This window comes from Roseovarius confluentis (assembly GCF_002917925.1).
GTDB classification, from domain to species: Bacteria; Pseudomonadota; Alphaproteobacteria; order Rhodobacterales; family Rhodobacteraceae; genus Roseovarius; species Roseovarius confluentis.
This window is the reverse complement of the sequence record NZ_PPFE01000011.1, coordinates 83,118-101,005: the sequence shown is the minus strand read 5'-3', so window position 1 is coordinate 101,005 and position 17,888 is coordinate 83,118. Positions and strand designations below refer to the sequence as shown.

General features: G+C 57.9%; 20 protein-coding genes and 1 pseudogene. 19 read left to right on the top strand and 2 right to left on the bottom strand.

What is annotated here, in order from left to right:
• Positions 1 to 17: 17 nt before the first annotated feature.
• Positions 18 to 104, top strand: a pseudogene (locus tag C2I35_RS18675) (response regulator); the annotation flags it as partial.
• 309 nt (positions 105 to 413) lie between these two features.
• Here C2I35_RS18675 and C2I35_RS18670 read toward each other — a convergent pair.
• On the bottom strand, positions 414 to 1,145 hold the full coding sequence (locus C2I35_RS18670) for a hypothetical protein (protein ID WP_425442946.1): 732 nt from the start codon (positions 1,143 to 1,145) through the stop codon (positions 414 to 416).
• 726 nt (positions 1,146 to 1,871) lie between these two features.
• Here C2I35_RS18670 and C2I35_RS18660 point away from each other — a divergent pair.
• The gene (locus tag C2I35_RS18660; RefSeq protein ID WP_103764560.1) at positions 1,872 to 2,084 is read left to right on the top strand and encodes a helix-turn-helix domain-containing protein; all 213 of its coding nucleotides are present in this window, start codon (positions 1,872 to 1,874) and stop codon (positions 2,082 to 2,084) included.
• 25 nt (positions 2,085 to 2,109) lie between these two features.
• On the opposite strand, the gene C2I35_RS18655 is transcribed toward C2I35_RS18660, so the two are convergent.
• Complete coding sequence (locus C2I35_RS18655) at positions 2,110 to 2,358, bottom strand: hypothetical protein (RefSeq protein ID WP_103764627.1); 249 nt, start codon at positions 2,356 to 2,358, stop codon at positions 2,110 to 2,112.
• A 214-nt stretch (positions 2,359 to 2,572) separates the two neighbouring features.
• Here C2I35_RS18655 and C2I35_RS18650 point away from each other — a divergent pair, with 214 nt between their 5' ends.
• The 17 genes from C2I35_RS18650 (at position 2,573) to C2I35_RS18570 (ending at position 17,283) form a co-directional block, all read left to right on the top strand.
• Positions 2,573 to 2,923 carry a hypothetical protein gene (locus tag C2I35_RS18650; RefSeq protein ID WP_103764559.1) on the top strand — a complete coding sequence of 117 codons (351 nt, stop codon included), beginning with the start codon at positions 2,573 to 2,575 and terminating at the stop codon, positions 2,921 to 2,923.
• A 46-nt stretch (positions 2,924 to 2,969) separates the two neighbouring features.
• The gene (locus C2I35_RS18645; RefSeq protein WP_103764558.1) at positions 2,970 to 3,584 is read left to right on the top strand and encodes a lytic transglycosylase domain-containing protein; all 615 of its coding nucleotides are present in this window, start codon (positions 2,970 to 2,972) and stop codon (positions 3,582 to 3,584) included.
• The gene (locus C2I35_RS18640) at positions 3,581 to 3,871 is read left to right on the top strand and encodes a TrbC/VirB2 family protein (RefSeq protein ID WP_103764557.1); all 291 of its coding nucleotides are present in this window, start codon (positions 3,581 to 3,583) and stop codon (positions 3,869 to 3,871) included. The genes C2I35_RS18645 and C2I35_RS18640 overlap by 4 nt, the downstream gene beginning before the upstream one ends.
• Before the next feature lie 8 nt (positions 3,872 to 3,879).
• Positions 3,880 to 4,158, top strand: a complete 279-nt coding sequence (locus tag C2I35_RS18635; RefSeq protein WP_057796642.1) for a VirB3 family type IV secretion system protein — start codon at positions 3,880 to 3,882, stop codon at positions 4,156 to 4,158.
• On the top strand, positions 4,148 to 6,523 hold the full coding sequence (locus C2I35_RS18630) for a VirB4 family type IV secretion/conjugal transfer ATPase (RefSeq protein WP_103764556.1): 2,376 nt from the start codon (positions 4,148 to 4,150) through the stop codon (positions 6,521 to 6,523). The genes C2I35_RS18635 and C2I35_RS18630 overlap by 11 nt, the downstream gene beginning before the upstream one ends.
• On the top strand, positions 6,520 to 6,687 hold the full coding sequence (locus C2I35_RS22215; RefSeq protein ID WP_170067260.1) for a hypothetical protein: 168 nt from the start codon (positions 6,520 to 6,522) through the stop codon (positions 6,685 to 6,687). The genes C2I35_RS18630 and C2I35_RS22215 overlap by 4 nt, the downstream gene beginning before the upstream one ends.
• 28 nt (positions 6,688 to 6,715) lie before the next feature.
• Positions 6,716 to 7,831 (top strand): lytic transglycosylase domain-containing protein, encoded by a 1,116-nt coding sequence (locus C2I35_RS18625; RefSeq protein WP_425442945.1) that lies wholly within the window; start codon positions 6,716 to 6,718, stop codon positions 7,829 to 7,831.
• Positions 7,831 to 8,640: a type IV secretion system protein gene (locus C2I35_RS18620; protein ID WP_103764555.1), complete on the top strand. Its 810-nt coding sequence runs from the start codon at positions 7,831 to 7,833 to the stop codon at positions 8,638 to 8,640. The genes C2I35_RS18625 and C2I35_RS18620 overlap by 1 nt, the downstream gene beginning before the upstream one ends.
• Before the next feature lie 114 nt (positions 8,641 to 8,754).
• Entirely contained in the window at positions 8,755 to 9,408 is a 654-nt protein-coding gene (locus tag C2I35_RS18615; RefSeq protein WP_103764554.1) for a VirB8 family type IV secretion system protein, read from the top strand.
• A gap of 32 nt (positions 9,409 to 9,440) precedes the next feature.
• Complete coding sequence (locus tag C2I35_RS18610; protein WP_103764625.1) at positions 9,441 to 10,106, top strand: TrbG/VirB9 family P-type conjugative transfer protein; 666 nt, start codon at positions 9,441 to 9,443, stop codon at positions 10,104 to 10,106.
• Positions 10,103 to 11,482, top strand: coding sequence for a TraB/TrbI/VirB10 family type IV secretion system protein (locus C2I35_RS18605; RefSeq protein ID WP_103764553.1), 1,380 nt, complete (start codon positions 10,103 to 10,105; stop codon positions 11,480 to 11,482). The genes C2I35_RS18610 and C2I35_RS18605 overlap by 4 nt, the downstream gene beginning before the upstream one ends.
• Positions 11,483 to 11,486: 4 nt before the next feature.
• Positions 11,487 to 12,473, top strand: a complete 987-nt coding sequence (locus C2I35_RS18600) for an ATPase, T2SS/T4P/T4SS family (protein WP_103764552.1) — start codon at positions 11,487 to 11,489, stop codon at positions 12,471 to 12,473.
• The gene (locus C2I35_RS18595) at positions 12,470 to 12,658 is read left to right on the top strand and encodes a hypothetical protein (RefSeq protein WP_103764551.1); all 189 of its coding nucleotides are present in this window, start codon (positions 12,470 to 12,472) and stop codon (positions 12,656 to 12,658) included. Before C2I35_RS18600 ends, C2I35_RS18595 begins: the two co-directional genes overlap by 4 nt.
• Before the next feature lie 407 nt (positions 12,659 to 13,065).
• A complete protein-coding gene (locus C2I35_RS18585) occupies positions 13,066 to 14,145 on the top strand; it encodes a TrbL/VirB6 family protein (protein WP_103764549.1) in 1,080 nt (359 codons plus the stop codon).
• Positions 14,146 to 14,424: 279 nt separating this feature from the next.
• On the top strand, positions 14,425 to 15,219 hold the full coding sequence (locus C2I35_RS18580; protein WP_103764548.1) for a helix-turn-helix domain-containing protein: 795 nt from the start codon (positions 14,425 to 14,427) through the stop codon (positions 15,217 to 15,219).
• Positions 15,194 to 16,723, top strand: a complete 1,530-nt coding sequence (locus tag C2I35_RS18575; RefSeq protein ID WP_103764547.1) for a GNAT family N-acetyltransferase — start codon at positions 15,194 to 15,196, stop codon at positions 16,721 to 16,723. Before C2I35_RS18580 ends, C2I35_RS18575 begins: the two co-directional genes overlap by 26 nt.
• Positions 16,723 to 17,283, top strand: a complete 561-nt coding sequence (locus C2I35_RS18570) for an ATP-binding protein (RefSeq protein ID WP_103764546.1) — start codon at positions 16,723 to 16,725, stop codon at positions 17,281 to 17,283. Before C2I35_RS18575 ends, C2I35_RS18570 begins: the two co-directional genes overlap by 1 nt.
• Positions 17,284 to 17,888 lie beyond the last annotated feature (605 nt).

Here is a 17,888-nt window from a genome sequence, read left to right as displayed (position 1 = left end):
ATCAATTGAAGGAACTGAAGCGGCTCCAGAAGGAGAATGAGCAGCTGAGACGCGCTGTATCGGATCTGACACTGGACACGCTGATCATGAAGGAGGCGGCCAAACCTACCAACTTGAAGGGGAGTTCATCACCGAAGATGCGCCACGCGAGTTGGTGCACACTTGGAAACCCAGAGATTTCTGAGCTCGAAAAATTCATTGACTCTATTGCCTTGGGAAAGTTTCCGACACCTTTGCCTATTTTTTCATCGTGCCAAAAGTTTCGGCTTAAGTGCTCTGGGCTTACAATTTATAAGTGTCAAGTTATGCGCGACTTATCCCCAGAATCTGTTGGTAACTCTTGCGTCGCCCAAGGATCGACAACTCCCACATGGTAGACGTCCCTCAATCAGCAAGCAGCGAGGCGAACGACGCTAATACGCGACCTGTTCAAACCCGTAGTTACCGTCGAAGTCCCGCCAATCCACAAAGACAGACCGGTTGGAAATCTGCGGGCAGTTTTTTCCCCAGCCTTCCAGTCCGGAGTGAGCTGAGGGCAGTGCCTCCGGAGAAGAAACGTGCCATGAAAAGCCACCTTGGCGACCATACGTACCGAGGTAGACACTTGCATAGCGCCTGCAAACTTCGCCCTCGCCGACCAGCCTTTGTGACGCGTAGCGTACATCGAAGACTCGAATGGACCGCACAAAATCGAATTCCGGTCCACCGATGTCGATATCGGCACGATCCTGAACCAACCGGAGGGAACTACTTTCGGCACCCACCGCGTGCAACAAGGCCGCCCCGCGCGAGAAAGTCCCAAGCTGCGATCGAACCCGCACGGCCTTCAGCGGGGATCGAATAAGGCTAAGGTCCTCAAGCTTCGAGCGGGCCTCTAGAACCTCCAGACCTGATGCCGAACCTGGTTCGGGTTCGAAAGAGGCGCCCATCGGACAACGCCAGATCTGCAGCGGCGGCTCTACAGGCCACGGTGTTATCCTGCGAATGAACTCAGCACGAGCCAGTGCGCATGGTTCGGACGAAGGCCAACCACCAGAGAGGCAAAGAAGAATTGCACAATCGATCGGATAGCTTTGCGCCATCGCACGGTTCGGCAACAGAGAAAACAAAATCCCCAAAGCCGAGATGTGTACAATGGCAATCATTTTCAGTGCTGGAATCACCTGCGCGCTCCGAGTTTTGAAACCACGACAATCCTAGGCAATTATATACTTTTGTCACCTTAAATATACAATAGTTTATAATTTCACGTGGCTGATACATCCGTTAGCGGGCCTCGGGTTCGCTCACTGGAAGAGCGTTTAGGAAGTCTGCGATTTTCAGATCACCAACGGTTCTTGCCTGCGTTAGGACCTCCGGTTCGATGCGCCTGTCGATGTAAGCAACCCGCCGATCCGCACTCGTCCAGAGCAACCCTAGCCCGCCAGTTTCCCAGCGATACAACCAAGCGACGGTTTTCTCAGAGTCTTCGCCAATGAGCCGGGCGATCACCATACCTTCTGCGTTGGTTCCATGCATCTCTCACACTGCACTCTTGTGGATTCGACAGGCCTTTCGCTGACCTTGGCCCGTCCTCCAGTCTGATTAATCGCTATTAGGAAGATCAGTGCGCCGGATGCACCCTTTCCGCAGTGGCTCAAGAATTTCAGGAAACGTATCGCTTTTTCAACTGGCTCCCTGCGGTTGTGTTTGACGCAGCTTCGCTTTGCTTGACGACAGCCCAACCTTGGCTTGTACGATGTTAACCTCTCTCGCCCTATGCGGCGGCGCATGCCAATTCCACAAGTTTTTTATGAAAGGCAATAGCTGGAAAGCCGATTGTAGAATATATTGCGTGGTGAAATGTTCTACATCGTGGCTCTGCCTATGGCATGACGCTGCGGATACAACTTGGTTTGAACATTCAGGAGATCCGCCGCTCCAAGGGGATCAGCCAGGAAATGCTTGCACACATAGCCGATATTGATCGCGGCTATATCGGCAAGATCGAGAATGCAAAACATGCGGCGACGATCGACATGATCGAGGCCATCGCAGCGGCGCTGGACACAGAGCCCATGGACCTTCTTAAACCAAGATACTGATGCTGCCAGAGAGGCATGGCTCAAATCATGGCGCGATCAAATTCAAGAACCGCCCATATGCCGCACTGACCTCCCGCGCTTCCTCGAAGGCCCTTGCCCGTTCGTCATCGAGGCAACGGAAATATAGCTCGATATCGCGAATATAGAGTTCGAAGTCGTTTCGAATGATGTCGCTGTACTCTCGAGCCTCCTCTGGATCGCCAGGAACGAAGGGAGGTTGTGGCGCAATGCAAGTTTCTGCGGCAGCGGAACCGGCAAGAAATGCTGAGAAAATTGCGGCGGAGAACAACCGCGAGAGCGATGATCCAGCGGCACCCAAACCCCTTAATTCCTTGAATGATACCACCGCACGTGCCTAATACCTGAGCAACCGAAAATCGGCCGCTATGACGTTTTTATACCTTGCGGACGTAAATATACTATCGTAACTCTGGGCTTCAAGTAAGAATGCCTGGGGTTGCGCCTTTGTAGAGAGCGTGAGCCAGGCCATGAGCTGGGACATCGAAGCACCAAATGTGGTTACGGAGGCACGTTTCCGCGAACTCGTGGAAAGTGGTTACAGCGCTGAACTCCTCTGCCAGGAGTCGGCACACAAGAAGGGCCCCAGCTACTATGGGGTCTGGATCATGCGCGTTGTGTCTGACGAGGGCGTTGAGAAGCTCCTGGTTACAGCTCGCACCCGCACGACCCATAACGACATCAAGATCCGCGAATTCAAGACGATCACCGGCGTGGTGTCCTTCCTCATTGGAATTGGTTTCTCCCACGCCGATGTGCCACTCGAAAAAGGCCAGCGGACCACGCAAAAGCTGGCTGAAACCGACAAGGGCAGCAGCTAGTAGCCTCTTCCTATTCTGGTTTCTTGCGGGTTCCGCCAATGCACAGATGGTACTGGTCATGGAGAGCGATGGCTCTCTGACCCCGTCCCGCTCCCAGGATGGCTTTGCCCGCAACTACAATGACGGCATTGGTCAGGGGTCCGCTGCTGATGAGCTGGCGATCCTCGGTGAACGAGATGCCGAGTCAGAAAACATTCAATTGGCAGCCATGTCGCGGCCTGCTCCCCTGCCCCGCGCCGATGTTCTCACGGCCATCGAGGCCACCGCACTTCGCTACGCAAGCCATCCCGGGCTGCGCCGCGCGGACCTTTCGGTGCGAGCTTGGCTGACCCTCTACCGCGCCAACGTCGAGGTCGAGAGTGCCTACCGGCAGGACGCGGTCTCAAATAAGGGCGCCATTGGTCTTGGACAATTGATGCCCGCGACTGCGCGCGTTCTGGACGTCGACCCGTATGACCCGCTTCAGAACCTCGACGGGTCTGCCCGCTACCTCGCAATGATGCTGGAGACGTTCGGCGATCCGCGTCTTGCCCTCGCAGCCTACAACGCCGGCCCGGATGCGGTCCGCCAGTACGGCGGCATTCCCCCCTACCGAGAAACCCAGAACCACGTGGCCCGTGTCATGGCCGTCGTGGCCCGATTGGAAGGATCAGATTCATGAGACAGACTTCAAACCTTTTTGTTGCCTCGTTGGCGTTCTTCCTACTCGTTGCAGAGCCTGCCCTTGCCCAAAGCATCGATCTCTCCCCGATCCAGAGCCTCTTACAGGGTATCGTCGATGCGCTGACCGGGCCGCTCGGCGTTGTCATCGCGACACTGGCCGTCCTCGGCGTTTTCCTCAGCTGGTTCTTCAACATCATCGATCTCCGCCAGGCGCTCTGGGTGCTTGTCGGCATCGCCGGGGTCGCCGCCGCTCCCACCATCGTTGCCGCGGTCTTTGGTGGCTGAGGTTTTCCGTGGCTGAACGCTCACCCCTTTTTCTCGGCCTCGTGCGCCCGCCGAAGCTTCTGGGCCTGCCCATCATGTACGCGATGGTCTGGCTCTTCGGCTCGGTGCTCCTGTTCGTTTGGGTCCAGCATATCGCGATACTGGGCGTGGCCGCTCTGCTCTACCCGGTGCTCTGGAAGGCCGCGGACTGGGATCCGCGTTTCATCGACGTGATGATGACGGCACTACAGGAAACCCCACCCACCCGGAACCGCAGTATTCACGGCGGGGACAGTTATGCGCCCTAGTAAAGCCTTGGACGACGCCCTCGATCTCCGCACGATGACGCCGGACTGGTATGCCCGCGAAACCCGCCTCGCGCATATGCTGCCCTATGTCAGTCTGGTCGATGACCGCACCGTGCGGACGCGGGTGAACGAGCTCTTCCAGTGCATCCGGCTCGATGGGGTCAATAGCTACACGACAGACGATGCCTATCTCGACAAGGTGACCGCCCTTTTTGCCCGGATCATCGCGCAGCTGGGGCCGGAGTTCAGCTACTACATCCACAAGGTCTCCAAGTCGATCACGCCGGACCTCGCGTCCGTGCGCGAGGAAAGCTTCGCGGGCGAAGTAGATCGGCTCTGGCGCGAGAAGCTGGAGACCAGCGGCCTGCGCGACAAAACCTTGACGCTCACCATCATTCATCGCCCGCCTCCCAGAAGCGTTCTGCCCTTCCTGAACCGCAGCGCGCCGGACCGGCTGAAGGAAGCTACCGAAAAGCGCCTGCGCCGATTGGGCGAGGCTGTGAATGTGTTCGTGTCGGGCCTGACGGAGCTGAACCCGCGTGTGCTTTCGGCAAAGTCTGGCGAGTTGATCGGCCTTCTGGGCGCGCTGAATACCGGCCAGGAATTGCCGCTTTATCCGGCGAACACCTTTGGCTTCCTGTCCTTCAACGTCGCCAATACGCGCGTGACGTTTCAGGGGGATCACTTTGAGCTCTCCGAAGGAGTCGTCGGCCATCGCTACGGGAAGAGCTTCACCATCGGGGAATATTCCGAGGCCACCTCCTGCACCATGTTTGACATGCTGAACCTGCCGGTCGACATGATCGTCACGCACTCCTTCACACCGATCAATTCGAACCTCATGGCGGGTCGCATCAAGCGGCAAAAACGGCAGATGCAGGCCAGCCAGGACGCCGCCCTCTCGCTGATGGAAGCGCTTGATATCGCCGCCGATGATCTGGAGGCCAAGCGGCAGAGCTTCGGCGAGCACCATATGGTCGTAACGATCTTCTGTGATACGCTCGATGAGCTGCAGACGCTCAGTGCCGAGATCGTGAACGCCGCCGCGACTGAGGGCGTGAAGATGATCGGCGAGCGGGTCGCGGCCAAGGCGCATTACCTGAGCCAGCATCCGGGCAACCAGCCCAAGCGCGTGCGCGCCAGTGCCATCACCAACCGCAACTTCGCGGATTTCGCGGCGTTTCACCGGACGCAGCTCGGCAAACCGGCGGAGAAGACCCCCTGGGGCAAGGTCATCACCTATCTGCCCACGCCTGAGCAGAGCGCCTATCGATTTTCCTATCACGAGCAAGGCAGTCCCGAGAAAGAACCGACCAGCGGGCATACCCTGATTATGGGCAGGCCCGGCTCGGGCAAGTCGGTGCTTTCGGCATTCCTCATGACACAGGCCCGTCGAGCAGGGACGCGGATCTTCGTCTTCGATTATCGTCTCGGTATGGAGATGGCGGTCCGCGCCAATGGCGGGCGCTATGCGTTTCTGAACGCCGGCCAACCCACAGGCCTCAACCCGCTCTGGACGGAGACAGATGCGCGCGGCACGGCATGGCTCTCGGACTGGCTCGCCACCCTGATCTATCGCGCCGACAAGCCGCTCACGCCGGCACAGACCAACCGCATCCAGGAAGTGGTGCGCCAGAACGCGCAGGCTACGAACCCCGCCCTGCGGAACTGGCGGGATTTCGCATCGCTTTTTGTTTCGACCGATGATGGCGGCGATCTGCACCAGCGATTGCTCGAATGGACCGAAGAGGGCCGCTATGGCTGGATCTTCGGACAGACGCTGGAAGACACATTCTCGCTCGAAGGCGATGTGGTGGGTTTCGATCTCACCGGCATTCTCGACAGCGAGTCCGAGAAGGAACGGATGGCCGTCCTCTCCTATCTCTTCCGCCGTGTGGAGCGCGAGATCGAGGATCGCCGCCCCACCATCATCGTGATCGATGAGGCCTGGAAGGCGCTCGACAACGCCTATTTCGCCGAGCGGCTGTCCAACTGGCTCGTGACCGCCCGCAAGCAAAACACCGTCGCGGTGATGATGACGCAATATGCGAGCCAATTGGAGCGCACGCGCACGGGCAAGACCATCGTCGAGGCGGTGCCGACGCAGATCCTGCTGCCCAATATCCGCGCCCATGCGTCCGACTACGCGATGCTGAACCTCTACGAGAAGGAACTCGATGTGCTTCTCAACACTGGGAGTGACAGCCGCCTTGCGCTTATCCGCGATGACCAGGGGTCCATCGTCGTCGATGCCGATCTGAGCGCGCTCGGGCCCAATCTCACCATTCTCGGCGGAATGGAAAAAGGCGAGGCGCTCGTCGGCGCTGATTACCGCGACCGTCCCGACTTCTGGAGGCTTTCATGATCCGCACATTTTTGCTTGTCGCCGCACTCGGCGTGCTGGCCTCCTGCGCCCAGTACCAGGAACCGCAGGCCAATTGCTTCGCTTTCTTCGCCTCGACTGCACCCGTCGCGCAGGATTGCACCTACACACCTCTTGGCGCGCCGGAGGGTGACGTTGAGGTCTAAGCTGCCCCATATCCTCGCGCTTTGCCTGATGCCCGGTCTTTGTCTCGCCCAAGGCGTGCCGACCGATGACAGCGGGCTGACCGCGCGCGATATCGTCGAGACCGGCGATCGCGAGGCCGACCTTTCTGTCCAGGCCGACAAACTTGCCGTGCGCGAACTCATCGCCGAGATCGAACGCGAGCAACTGGCCACCCTGCAGCGCATCCTCGATGCCCAGACCAGCTTTGGCGGTCAGGGCCTGCCGGCCATGGTCTCCGGGCTGGAAAGTGGCAGCGGCGACCCGGACCGTTCCGTCGAGGCCGTCTATGGCAATGCCGAAATCGATCCCAACCCCGGAGGCGCACAGATGTTCGGGGATGCGGCGGAAAACATCGAGCAGCTTATCGTCCGCGTCGCCCAGGAGACGAGCGGCTTTGCCGGCGTTGGCCGCGCCGGCCTCTCCTCAGTTCAATGGCGGGCCCTGCTGCAGGCGCTCATCTGGCAGGAAAGCAGGTTCACCATCGGTGCCCGCTCGCCGGTCGGGGCCTTCGGCCTCACCCAGATCATGCCCGGCACCGCGAGCGATCTCGGCATCAATCCAGAATACTATGACAGCCCCTACCTGCAGGTGCATGGTGGCGCGCGCTATCTCGCCGCCCAGCTCAGCACCTTCGACGGAAACATCATCAACGCGCTCGCGGCCTACAACGCCGGACCCGGCCGGGTGTTCGAATATGGTGGGGTGCCGCCTTTCACTGAGACCCAGCACTACGTCCAGGTCATCCCCGAACGCTACAATCTCTATCTGAGCCGCATCGGTGGGATCGAAGCGCTCGGCACGATCGACCCCGCACTTCTGGCCAATGCGAACCTCTCGATCACCGGACATGGCGCGGCCGTCTATGGCAACAACGCACCCGCCGCGATCCGGCAGGCAGCCCTGCGCACTGCGGACATCGTCGCGCGGATTTCCACGACCGAAGATATGCAGGAAAGCATCGCGCTCAACACCTATGCCCGCGCCGAACTCGTGCGTCTCGTCGCTGCCCGCATCCGGCTTCAGGCGGTGCGAACCCGCGTTCTCTCCGCAGAGGAGCTGGCGCAGGCCAGCGCCCGCATGACCGAAGACACGTTCATGGATTTTACGATCAGGGAGATTGACTGATGAGACGGATTTTTCTGAGAACGGCTTTGGCCACGACACTTGGGATTGGCCTGCATTTCGGCACACCGTCCCCTGCCCTCGCGCAAGGCGTTCCCGTCGTCGATACCCAGAACATCGCGCAAAACATTCAGCAGCTCCGGCAGATGTTCGAGGACGAGATCCTGCAAAACGAGCAGCTGACACAGCTCCGCGAACAGCTTGCGACGCTCACGGACCAACTTGGCGAATTGCAACGCACCTATGAGGCCCTCACCCGCCTTGCCGAACTGCCGGAAATCATCCGCACCGAGATGGAAGACGAGCTCAACGGCCTGCTCGACCAGGAGTTCGGGGACATCCTCGCCACAATCGAGGCCATCAAGACCGGAGACTTCTCCGGCCTGTCCGGTTCCGGCGCGGGCGAGATCGAAACCCAGATGGACCGGGTGCTGGCCGATCTCGGCTTCGATGAAGACACCCTCTCGGAAATGGCGACCAGCGGCAATCCCGGAGCAAACCGTGTGGCGACGCAAGCGACGACGGGCGCGCTCGTATCGGCCGCGGCCCAGAACAGTTACGAGGATACCGGACAATCGCTCGAACGGGTCGACCGTCTCGTCGGGCTGATCGATGACATGGATGAACTGAAGGAAAGCGTCGATCTCAATACGCGCGTGACGGCGGAACTGGCGATCGCGCTCGTCGCCATGTGGCAGCTCGAAGCGGTGCAAACCGTGGGCGACGGCACAGGCGGCGTCATCGATGCCGCCACAATTGCCGAGGAGCAGCGCTTCATGGATTTCACGCTGCCCGAGTTGCGCGCAGACTAAGGCGTTTCGAAATTGACCTGCAAAATCAAAAATCGGTTTTCGCGTTCGCGCGAAGCGAGAGGCAGAGAAGAACCGCTTCGGCTTGTTTCGAAACGCCGATTTGAGGTGTGACGCGTGGCGAGTGAACAGGACATCATCGAAGAAGAGCTGGTCTATGGAGCGCTCAGGCGCGAGCGCCTCTGGCAGCGCCTTGGGCTCATAGGCCTCATTTTCGGCATCTTCGGATGCCTGAGCGCGGCGGCTGTCTCGATCCTCGATGTCGATCCACCGCCTGTGGTCGTGCCCTATGATCCCGAGACTGGCTTTGCCCTGCCCGAAGCCTCGGTGGGCGCGACTTCGGTCACCGCCAACCAGGCGGTCATCGACGCGGAGGTTTTCCGCTATGTGACCGACCGCGAGGTCTACAACCAGCTCGACAATGATCTGCGCATCCGTAGCGTCTTGCGCCGCTCGGACGGGGCGGCCGAGAGCGGATTGCGCCAGATATGGAACAGCGCCAATGAGAACTACCCACCGACGGTCTATGGCCCCAATGCCCGGCTCGATGTGGAAATCCTCAGCATCAATCGCATCGGTTTGAGCCGCGCCACCGTGCGCTTGCGCAAACGTCTCTCGTCCATCAATGGCGTCCAGACCGGTCTTTTCACAGCCACCCTACTATTTCAGTTCCGCCCCGAGACTCGCCGCTCCATCGATGAGGTCTGGACCAATCCCTTCGGCTTCACCGTGCTCGAATATTCCATCCGCTCCGACAGATTGGAAAATTGACTGTGTTTCGCTTCAGCCTGTTCGCTTTCTGGATGGCCCTCCTGCCGGACCTCGCCTTCGCCGAAGCCATCCCGCGCGGCGGGCACAACGACAACCGGGTGCGCTTGGCCACCTACCAGGAAGGTCAGGTCTACCGTCTGAGCGTTTCGCTCACCCATGTCACCACCGTCGAGTTCGGCGAAGGCGAGAGCATCCGCTCGATCATCGCAGGCGACACCGAGGGCTTTGAGATTGACGGCGTACCCGGCGGCCAGGCCTTCGCGATCAAACCCATCGCGCGTGGCGTTCATACCAACGTAACGGTCTACACGAACCGGCGAAGCTATTACTTCAACGTCCAGGAAACCCGCAGCCCAACCTTTTACGTGGTCCAATTCCGTTACCCCGAGAACAACAACCGTCCAACGCGCGCCGTCGCGGCACAAGCGCCGAACTACAACTACGGTGCCAGCGCGCGCACCGAATTCACGCCGTCCCGCATCTGGGATGATGGGACCTTTACGTATTTTGAATTCCCGCGGAACGCGCCGGTGCCCGCGATCTTCCGCTACGCAAACGGCCGCGAGCGCACAGTCAACACGCAGGCCACCGAGGACGGCGTGATCCGGGTCTCCGGTGTGAACAAGCAATGGGTTCTGCGGGTCGGGGAAGAGGTGGTCTGTATCGAGGCCACACCGCCTGTGGGGGTAGGCTCATGAGCGACACCGGAAACGCGGACCTAGAAAAGCGCCTCGCCGCCCTTGAACAAGGCAAAGGAACAGGTCGACTAGCTGCCCCGCGGCGCTCACCGCTGCTCGCTTTGGTCGTCGTCCTCGTGATCGGCGCGGGCGGTGCCCTATTCTATCTCCTCTCCCAACCCGAAGAAGAGGAAGCCCTGCCCACGGCCACGCCGGACGTGTTCCAAAACGAAGGCGACGGGTTCGGGACGCTAGAAACCCTCCCTCCGCCTGATCCTGAGGTGGTGCTGGTCGCACCGGATCCGGTGGAACCCAACGCCGAGCTTCTGGCGCAGCTTGCCGCCCTTCAGGCCCAGATCGAGGAATTGCGCAACGCGCCCAAACCGGTGGTGGAAGAAGATACCGCAGCCGCCGAAGCCATTGATGCGCTGACCACCCAGATCGCCGCTCTACAGTCCGCCTCAAAAGCCGCGCAGAAGCAGTTTCGCGATGAACTCTCGGCGCGCGATCGCGAGCTGGAGCAACTGCGCATGGACCTTGAACTCGCGCAACTCGAAGCCAATCGTCCTGCTCCCGCACCTTTGGGGCCTTCCGAGGACGAGCTACGCGCGCGGGAAGAAGAACGGCTCCGCCGCGAAGAGGAAGCGAAACGGCTCGCGGACCTCGAACGTCGCGCAGCCGCGGAACGTGCGTTTCAGCAAAGCCGCATCACCTCGCCCACCATCGCCTTTGGCGGCACGTCGGGCGCGAATGAGACGGCTTTGACCGAACGCACTTTCGGCGAGGTGACGGATTTTGTGCTGAACGGTGCCCTGCCGACCTCAGTCACGCAGGCCGAGGTTATCGCCAATCCATCGAACACCATTGTCCAGGGCACGATGATCCAGGCCGTCATAGAAACCGCCCTCGACAGCTCCTTGCCCGGCCAGACCCGTGCCGTCGTCTCCGAAGACGTGTTCAGCTTCGACGGTTCCCGGCTTCTGATCCCACGCGGCTCCCGTCTTATCGGGCGCTATCGATCCGGCGTTGATATCGCACAGCGCCGGGTCACCATCGCCTGGGACCGGATCGTCCTGCCCGACAATCAAACCATCCAGATCAGTTCCTTCGGAGGAGACGAACTTGGCCGCTCCGGTGTGACCGGCTTTGTCGATACCAGATTTGACGAGCGTTTCGGCTCTGCCGTGCTGATCTCTCTGATATCCGCCGCGCCGAACGCCGCCGCCTCCAATGTCGAAGGCGAGACTGCCGCCGACGTTCTCGAAGACGTGGGCGATGATCTCGCCGATGCCACCGACAGCGTCATTGGCGACTACCTTTCGATAGGACCCGTCATCTATGTCGACCAGGGGGCCCGCGTGACGGTGATGGTCGACCGCGATCTGGAGATTTTCTGAACCCATGTCGCTGAGCTATCTCCAGACCTCGCTTGACCGGATCGACGCCGCCGCCCGAGACGATGTCATCGAGATCTGCATCAATCCTGACGGAACCTGCTGGGGCGAATTCCAGGGGGATCATTTCATGCGGGCGTTGGACCAAAAGCTCACGGCGATGGAGGTGAAGGACCTCGGAAATCAGATCGCCTCATCCGCCAACACAACCATGAGCAAGGACCGGCCCATCGTATCGGTCTCGATCACCTACAAGGGCCGGCCGATCCGCGCACAGGTCATCACCCCGCCCGCCGTGCTGTCCGCCATGTCGATCAGCCTTCGGTTCTTTTCAAGCTTGCCGCTCGATGGGATCGCGATCGATTTTCTGTATGGCAAGGAACGAAAGCTTGAAGAACTCCGCCTCGAGAAAACCCGGGAACTACGCGAAGTGGTGGCGGCGGGCGTGATCGACGATGCCCTGGCCTTTTGCGTCGGCAACAAGCTGAACATGATCGTCTCGGGCGGCACCTCCACCGGCAAGACCGTTGCCGCGCGGAAGATCCTCTCTCACGTGCCTGCCGAAGAACGCATCGTCACAATAGAGGAAGCCGCCGAGCTTCTGCCGACCCAACCAAATGCAGTTACCCTCATCGCCAATCGTGATGCGGAGTTCCAGACCGCCGATGTGCTGCTCACCGCTACACTACGGATGCGCCCAGACCGGATCATCCTTGGCGAGGTGCGCGGTAAGGAAGCCATGACCTTCCTCGAGGCGATCAACACCGGTCATGGCGGGTCCATGACCACGCTGCACTCCGAAACCCCGCAACTCGCCGTGCAGAGGCTTGCGATCGCGGCACTCAAGACCGAGATCCCAATGACCTATGCCGACATGATCCAATATATCGAGAATTCCATCGACGTGATCATCCAGGCCGGTCGCCACGACGGCAGGCGCGGCATCACCGAATTTTACCTTCCCGGCGCAAAACAGATCGGAGCTTCCCAATGAAGACCTTTGAATATGACATCCTGTTTTTCCAGGTGAAGAAGCAAAAGGACTATGACGCGATGCGAAGCGCCTTGAACGAGCGCGGCGCGGAAGGGTGGGAAGTCATCACTGCCAAGGCTGGCGACTATGGCTACACCACTTTCCTGAAGCGCGAGATTGCTGATACGAAGGCAGCATCAGAATGATGCGAGCCGTTGCAATCGGAAGCCTGCTGGTCGTTCTTGGCGCACCCGCTGGCGTGGCCGAGCGGAACCTGGTCCCAACGCTCGAAAATCAGCCGGATGTCTGCCCTGATCAACCTCCCGAGCCAGAGTGGATGCAAAACATAGATGTGCGCGAGTCCCACAAACGGCTCCTGATCCAACAAATCTATCGGGCGCAGAGTATGCAGCGCATCGTTGAAGCCCAAAGCTGTGAATGTCCCACGCGGTATCCATCTTGGGCAGCAGCCGAACGCGTATACGTCGAGCGTTTCGCCTCGTCTGAATACTGGGACATCGTGGAAGCGACGTCCCAATACCGGCGCCAAGCAAATGAGCTTCGACGCGTAGCCATGCCAATCTGCGAAGCCGCCGGGAACTGGTAGGGTTCCATGAGTGTCGTCACCTACTTCGTGGAAACGGCTGAAGGCTATCTCAATACCGCCGCCGAGACGCAATTCGGTGCGATCGCCGCAACAGTCGGAACGATGCTGGTACTTGGCACAACACTGGTTATCATTCTCGTTTTCATCAACACCATCTACCAGTATCGCGCCATGGACGGGCGCACGGCCTTTTGGCTGGCTGTGAAAGTCGGGCTGATAGGTGTCTTTGCAACGAACTGGGTGCAGTTCAACATCCTTGCCGCGTCGATCCTGGACGGGATCGACAGCATTGCCGGGTCGCTCGTGGCCTCTGTCGGCGGTGGGTCACCGGGCCCATCCGGCACCTTTGCAGAGGAGTTCGATGACCTGATCGCGGCGCTCGGGGAATATTTGAATGCTGCGGGATCTGAACTGAACTGGATGGCCGGTGCCCTGTTGGACACCCTCGGGGTATTGCTGCTCTCGATCCTCGGTGGCCTAGCCGCGTTCATCGTCGTTGCGTCCAGGCTCATGATCGCTCTGCTGATCGGGATAGCACCGATCATGATCTTCCTGACACTTTTCGAAGTGACCAAGGATTATTTCGCGCGCTGGCTTTCGGCGCTGATTTCCTTTGCTATGTACCCGATTGTTGTTGCCGGTGTGTTCGCAACGATCACAGGTGTTTCGCGTGCGCTACTTGCTGAACTGGGCGACCCGGAAGGCGCCTCCAATATCGGCGCTCTCATTCCGTTCTTCATGATGGTGCTGATGGCAAAAGGGTTCATCATAGCTACGCCATTCCTGGTTCGGGCGATCTCTGGAAACATCATGATGCCAGCGCTCTCAGCCGGCTTCGGCGGCAGCTATGCCTTTGCCCGAGGCCTCGCAGGCAGCCAACAAGTATACAACCGGCACGCCATCGGAGGTGCGACTGGCGCGGAATACGCAGCCCTGCGCGCGCGCCAATTCTTCGGTGTGCAAGCGTTGCCAAGCCGACCCAATACTGCGGGAGGGCCAACTGCAGCTCCTTCCGGCACGGCGACCGGCACAGGAGCCCGAATGCTGGCGCAGCTTTCAAGGTTGGGTCGCCTCGGCAGGCGGTGAACGGCCCAGAGCTGCCGCTCAAAACGAAGTCGAGATGCCGCGGTTGCGCCCCCATTGCTGACATTCGCTGCCAGAGCAGATAGTCAGTGATCAGGCGATCTGAGGGTTTTGACGAGCGGATGTTCGTTCGGAGCACTGTCCCGCAGGAGTCAGCCGATGGTTCGCTATGTGGTAGGTCAATGGGGTCAAACCACAATATTTTCTGGATGTCCCGATATATTCCCTGTAGGGAATAGTGGAGATCGTAATTTATGAGGCGGAGTGCCTCGGAGGTGATGTATGGGCGAGCTTAAGGGCAAAGTCGTCGAAGTGCGACCTACACAAGACACCGATGCAACTCGGAAAATCGGTGAGTCTTTGCGAGACATGCGTAAAATGAGCGGTCTGACGCAAGCTCAAATGGCTCAACGACTTGATGTCGGCCAGGCCGCAGTCTCAAAAGTCGAAAGCGGCCGGGCGGACATGCAGGTTTCGACGCTCCAAAAATACGTTGAGGCCTTAGGGGGATCATTGCGCGTAAACGCCGCCTTCTCTTCTGACAGTCCACTATCACTTCGCATGTTGGAACTGTTCGACATTGAGTTGAACAACGATGATCAGCTCATCTTACCCATGTTTTCAGATGACGTATTCCGACCGCATCGTGATGTGGTCCTTAGTATTCGCCCAAAGTATGCGTCGCGCATTCTGGCTGGGGATAAGAAGGTCGAACTACGCCGACGTTTTCCTGCGACGGCACCAAAGGGAACAATTGCTTACCTCTATTCAACGTCTCCTGACAGAGCCATGGTCGGTGTTGCCGAGATCAAAGGCGTGAAGAAGCTGGCTGTTTCAGATATTTGGGATCAGTATTCGTCCGTTGCGTTCATCGAAAAGCCCGATTTTGACGCTTACTTCGAGGGTTTAGATGAAGGGTTTGCCCTGGAGTTTGGCACCGTGAGGCCGTTCGTGTCCCCACTAAGTTTGTCCGATTTGCGTGAGCGTTTCGGGTTTGAGCCGCCGCAATCGTTTTTATACGCAAAGCAGGATTTACGAAGGGCGCTGAAGGATGAGTACACAATCGTACCTCATTGATACAAACGTCATCATCGGCCTTGAAGACAACCACACAGTACAACCGGCCTACGCGAAACTTTCCCAACTTACTGCAAAACACAAAGTGGATGTCTTTGTGCATGAAGCTGCGCGAGATGATATAAAGCGCGACAAGAACACAAAACGGCGAGACATCTCCCTCAGTAAACTACAAAAATTCCAGACCTTGGAGAAAGTGAAAGGCTTGACCAAGCAGGCGCTGGCAGACGAATTCGGGAGGATCAAGAAACACAACGATGAGGTCGATGCCACCCTCCTGCATGCACTCAAGATTGGGGCCGCCGATTTTCTGGTGACCCAGGATCAGGGCCTGCATGACCGCGCTCAAAATCACTCGGCAGATCTTGCTCGTCGTGTACTATTTGTGGCTGATGCGGCTCAACTACTCGAGGTTACTTACGAACCACGAGAGGTTCCAATCCTTCATGTCGACGACGTATCGGCTCACACAATTTCGATAACCGACACCTTCTTTGACAGCCTGCGCGAGGGTTATCCAGAGTTCAACGACTGGTGGCAGAAAAAGTGCATCGCCCAACGTCGACCGTGTTGGGTCGTCTACCACAACGATGTCCTAGCAGGTCTCGTCGTCAGGAAGGATGAAACCGGCGCAGACACAGATGCTACGCAAAAATTCGAAAAGATCCTGAAGATCTGTACCTTCAAGGTCAGTCCGGAACAGCGCGGGATTAAACTTGGCGAGCTTCTTCTAAAGAAGATTCTGTGGCATGCACAACGAAACCAATACGACCTCACATACATCACAGCGTATGCTGAACAGGCGGCTCTGATTGCTCTGTTGGAGTACTTCGGGTTTCAGAAGACAGCGACGAAGGCCGACGGCGAGCTGATCTTCGAACGCGTCCTCTCGACCAAAAAGCTTGAACGTGTTGAGGGTGAAAGTGCCTTTGATACAGATAGGCGGAACTACCCAAGGGTTATCGTCGATAACGAGGTTCGCGGATTTGTCATACCCATCAAAGAAGGATACCACGACGTTCTTTACCCTGATCTGCGGGATGCACGTCAGTCGGACCTATTTGCTGATGCCGACCGCCCTCGGCGCCCAGGTAACACAATTAGAAAGGTCTACCTTTGCCGGGCCCAGTCGAATTTGGACGGTCCCGGCTCAATCTTGTTCTTTTACAAAGGCAAGTCGGACGATACCCCGTCACAAGCACTGACGGCCGTTGGTGTATTGGAAGAGATGTCACTCGCGACATCGACCAAAGAACTCATGCTCCTAACGGGCGGTCGTTCAGTCTATAGTGAAAGGGAACTACTGGATTATTCTGCGACGTCAGAAAATCCTGTGAAGGTTATCAACTATCTCCTGATCGATTACATTGAGCCACCCGTCACGCTGAAAGTGTTGAAAAGCAAAAAGATTTTCGCGGCCCATCCGCCGCAGTCGATCTCCGAGTTGAAAGGCACCAAGCTGCGAGACGCACTCGCACTATGTAGTTTCGGGTTTGAAGTCTGATGCCGCCTATTGTTGTCGTGGCCGGTATCTCAGGTGTCGGAAAGAGCTGGATGCTCAATCGCGCGTTTAGGTCTGAGGATGTACAGGTGCTTTCAGCAAGCAAATTGATATCAGATGAAATCAGGAGAAACGCTGAACTTGACCCCGTTCCACACGACCAGCTTCGCGAGTACGATATCCTGGTGAACCAGCGTGCCTTAACAGATGGACTTGCTCGTTCCATCGACCGGAATGCCTCTGTAGTTGTTCTCGACGGCCATGTTGTGATCGACAGCTCCCAAGGTCTGACCTTCATTCCGGTAGAGGTTTTTGAACGGATCGGACCAGAATTGATTGTCTTCGTCTCCGGCGACGCCGAAGTGATTTCTGCACAAAGAAATGAAGATATAACGCGTCTTAGACCACGCAGATCACCCGCGGAACTCCGTCGACAACAAACAGCCGCTCATGACTGGGCGAAGGAGCTCGCCTCACGTTTGGGAATTTCCTTTAAGATGATCGAAGCAGGCGAAATTGTTGCATTGAAAGACATATTAAACGACATGCAGGGCAAAACTTGATGGCAGACTTGAATTCCATCGCAGCATGGTGCGAGCTAAACGAAGACGCAGCCGGGAGGCCTGAAGAAGAGCGACCTTCCGTTGAATTTCACATTAACCTTTGGCACTTTTCCAATACCGATAATCAGAGTTTTTTTGAGATTGGAATTAAGCCAACCGATCCAGGTGGATTGGAACAGATCAAGCTGTTTTTGCCATTCAAAATCTCGCGGAGCGACATCACTGATCTGGGCCCCAGGTTCAAAGAAATTAGTATCGCGCAAGGGATCTTCAACGAGCCCTTATCGTGCGAGGTCTCGGAGGACGACAAATGCGTTGAGCTCTTCGATGGCAACACGGTTTACTGCGGCGTTCATCAATTCAGTTGTGACGAAGGTGGTATCGACGGCGACGAGCTGGCTTTAGGCCAACAGGCTTCCGGGACGATGGTCACTATCACTCGACAAGCTCTTTTGTCGCTTTCTGGGCAATCAGCGAATGGTTCGCATGGTTACTTCCGGCTGAGGTTCACCCCTTCCAATACGAAAGTCAGACCATTCATTACGGTCATCAAGCCGGCGGACAAAGCTTGGAACAGCGGCTTCGAACAAATTGAATACATCGAC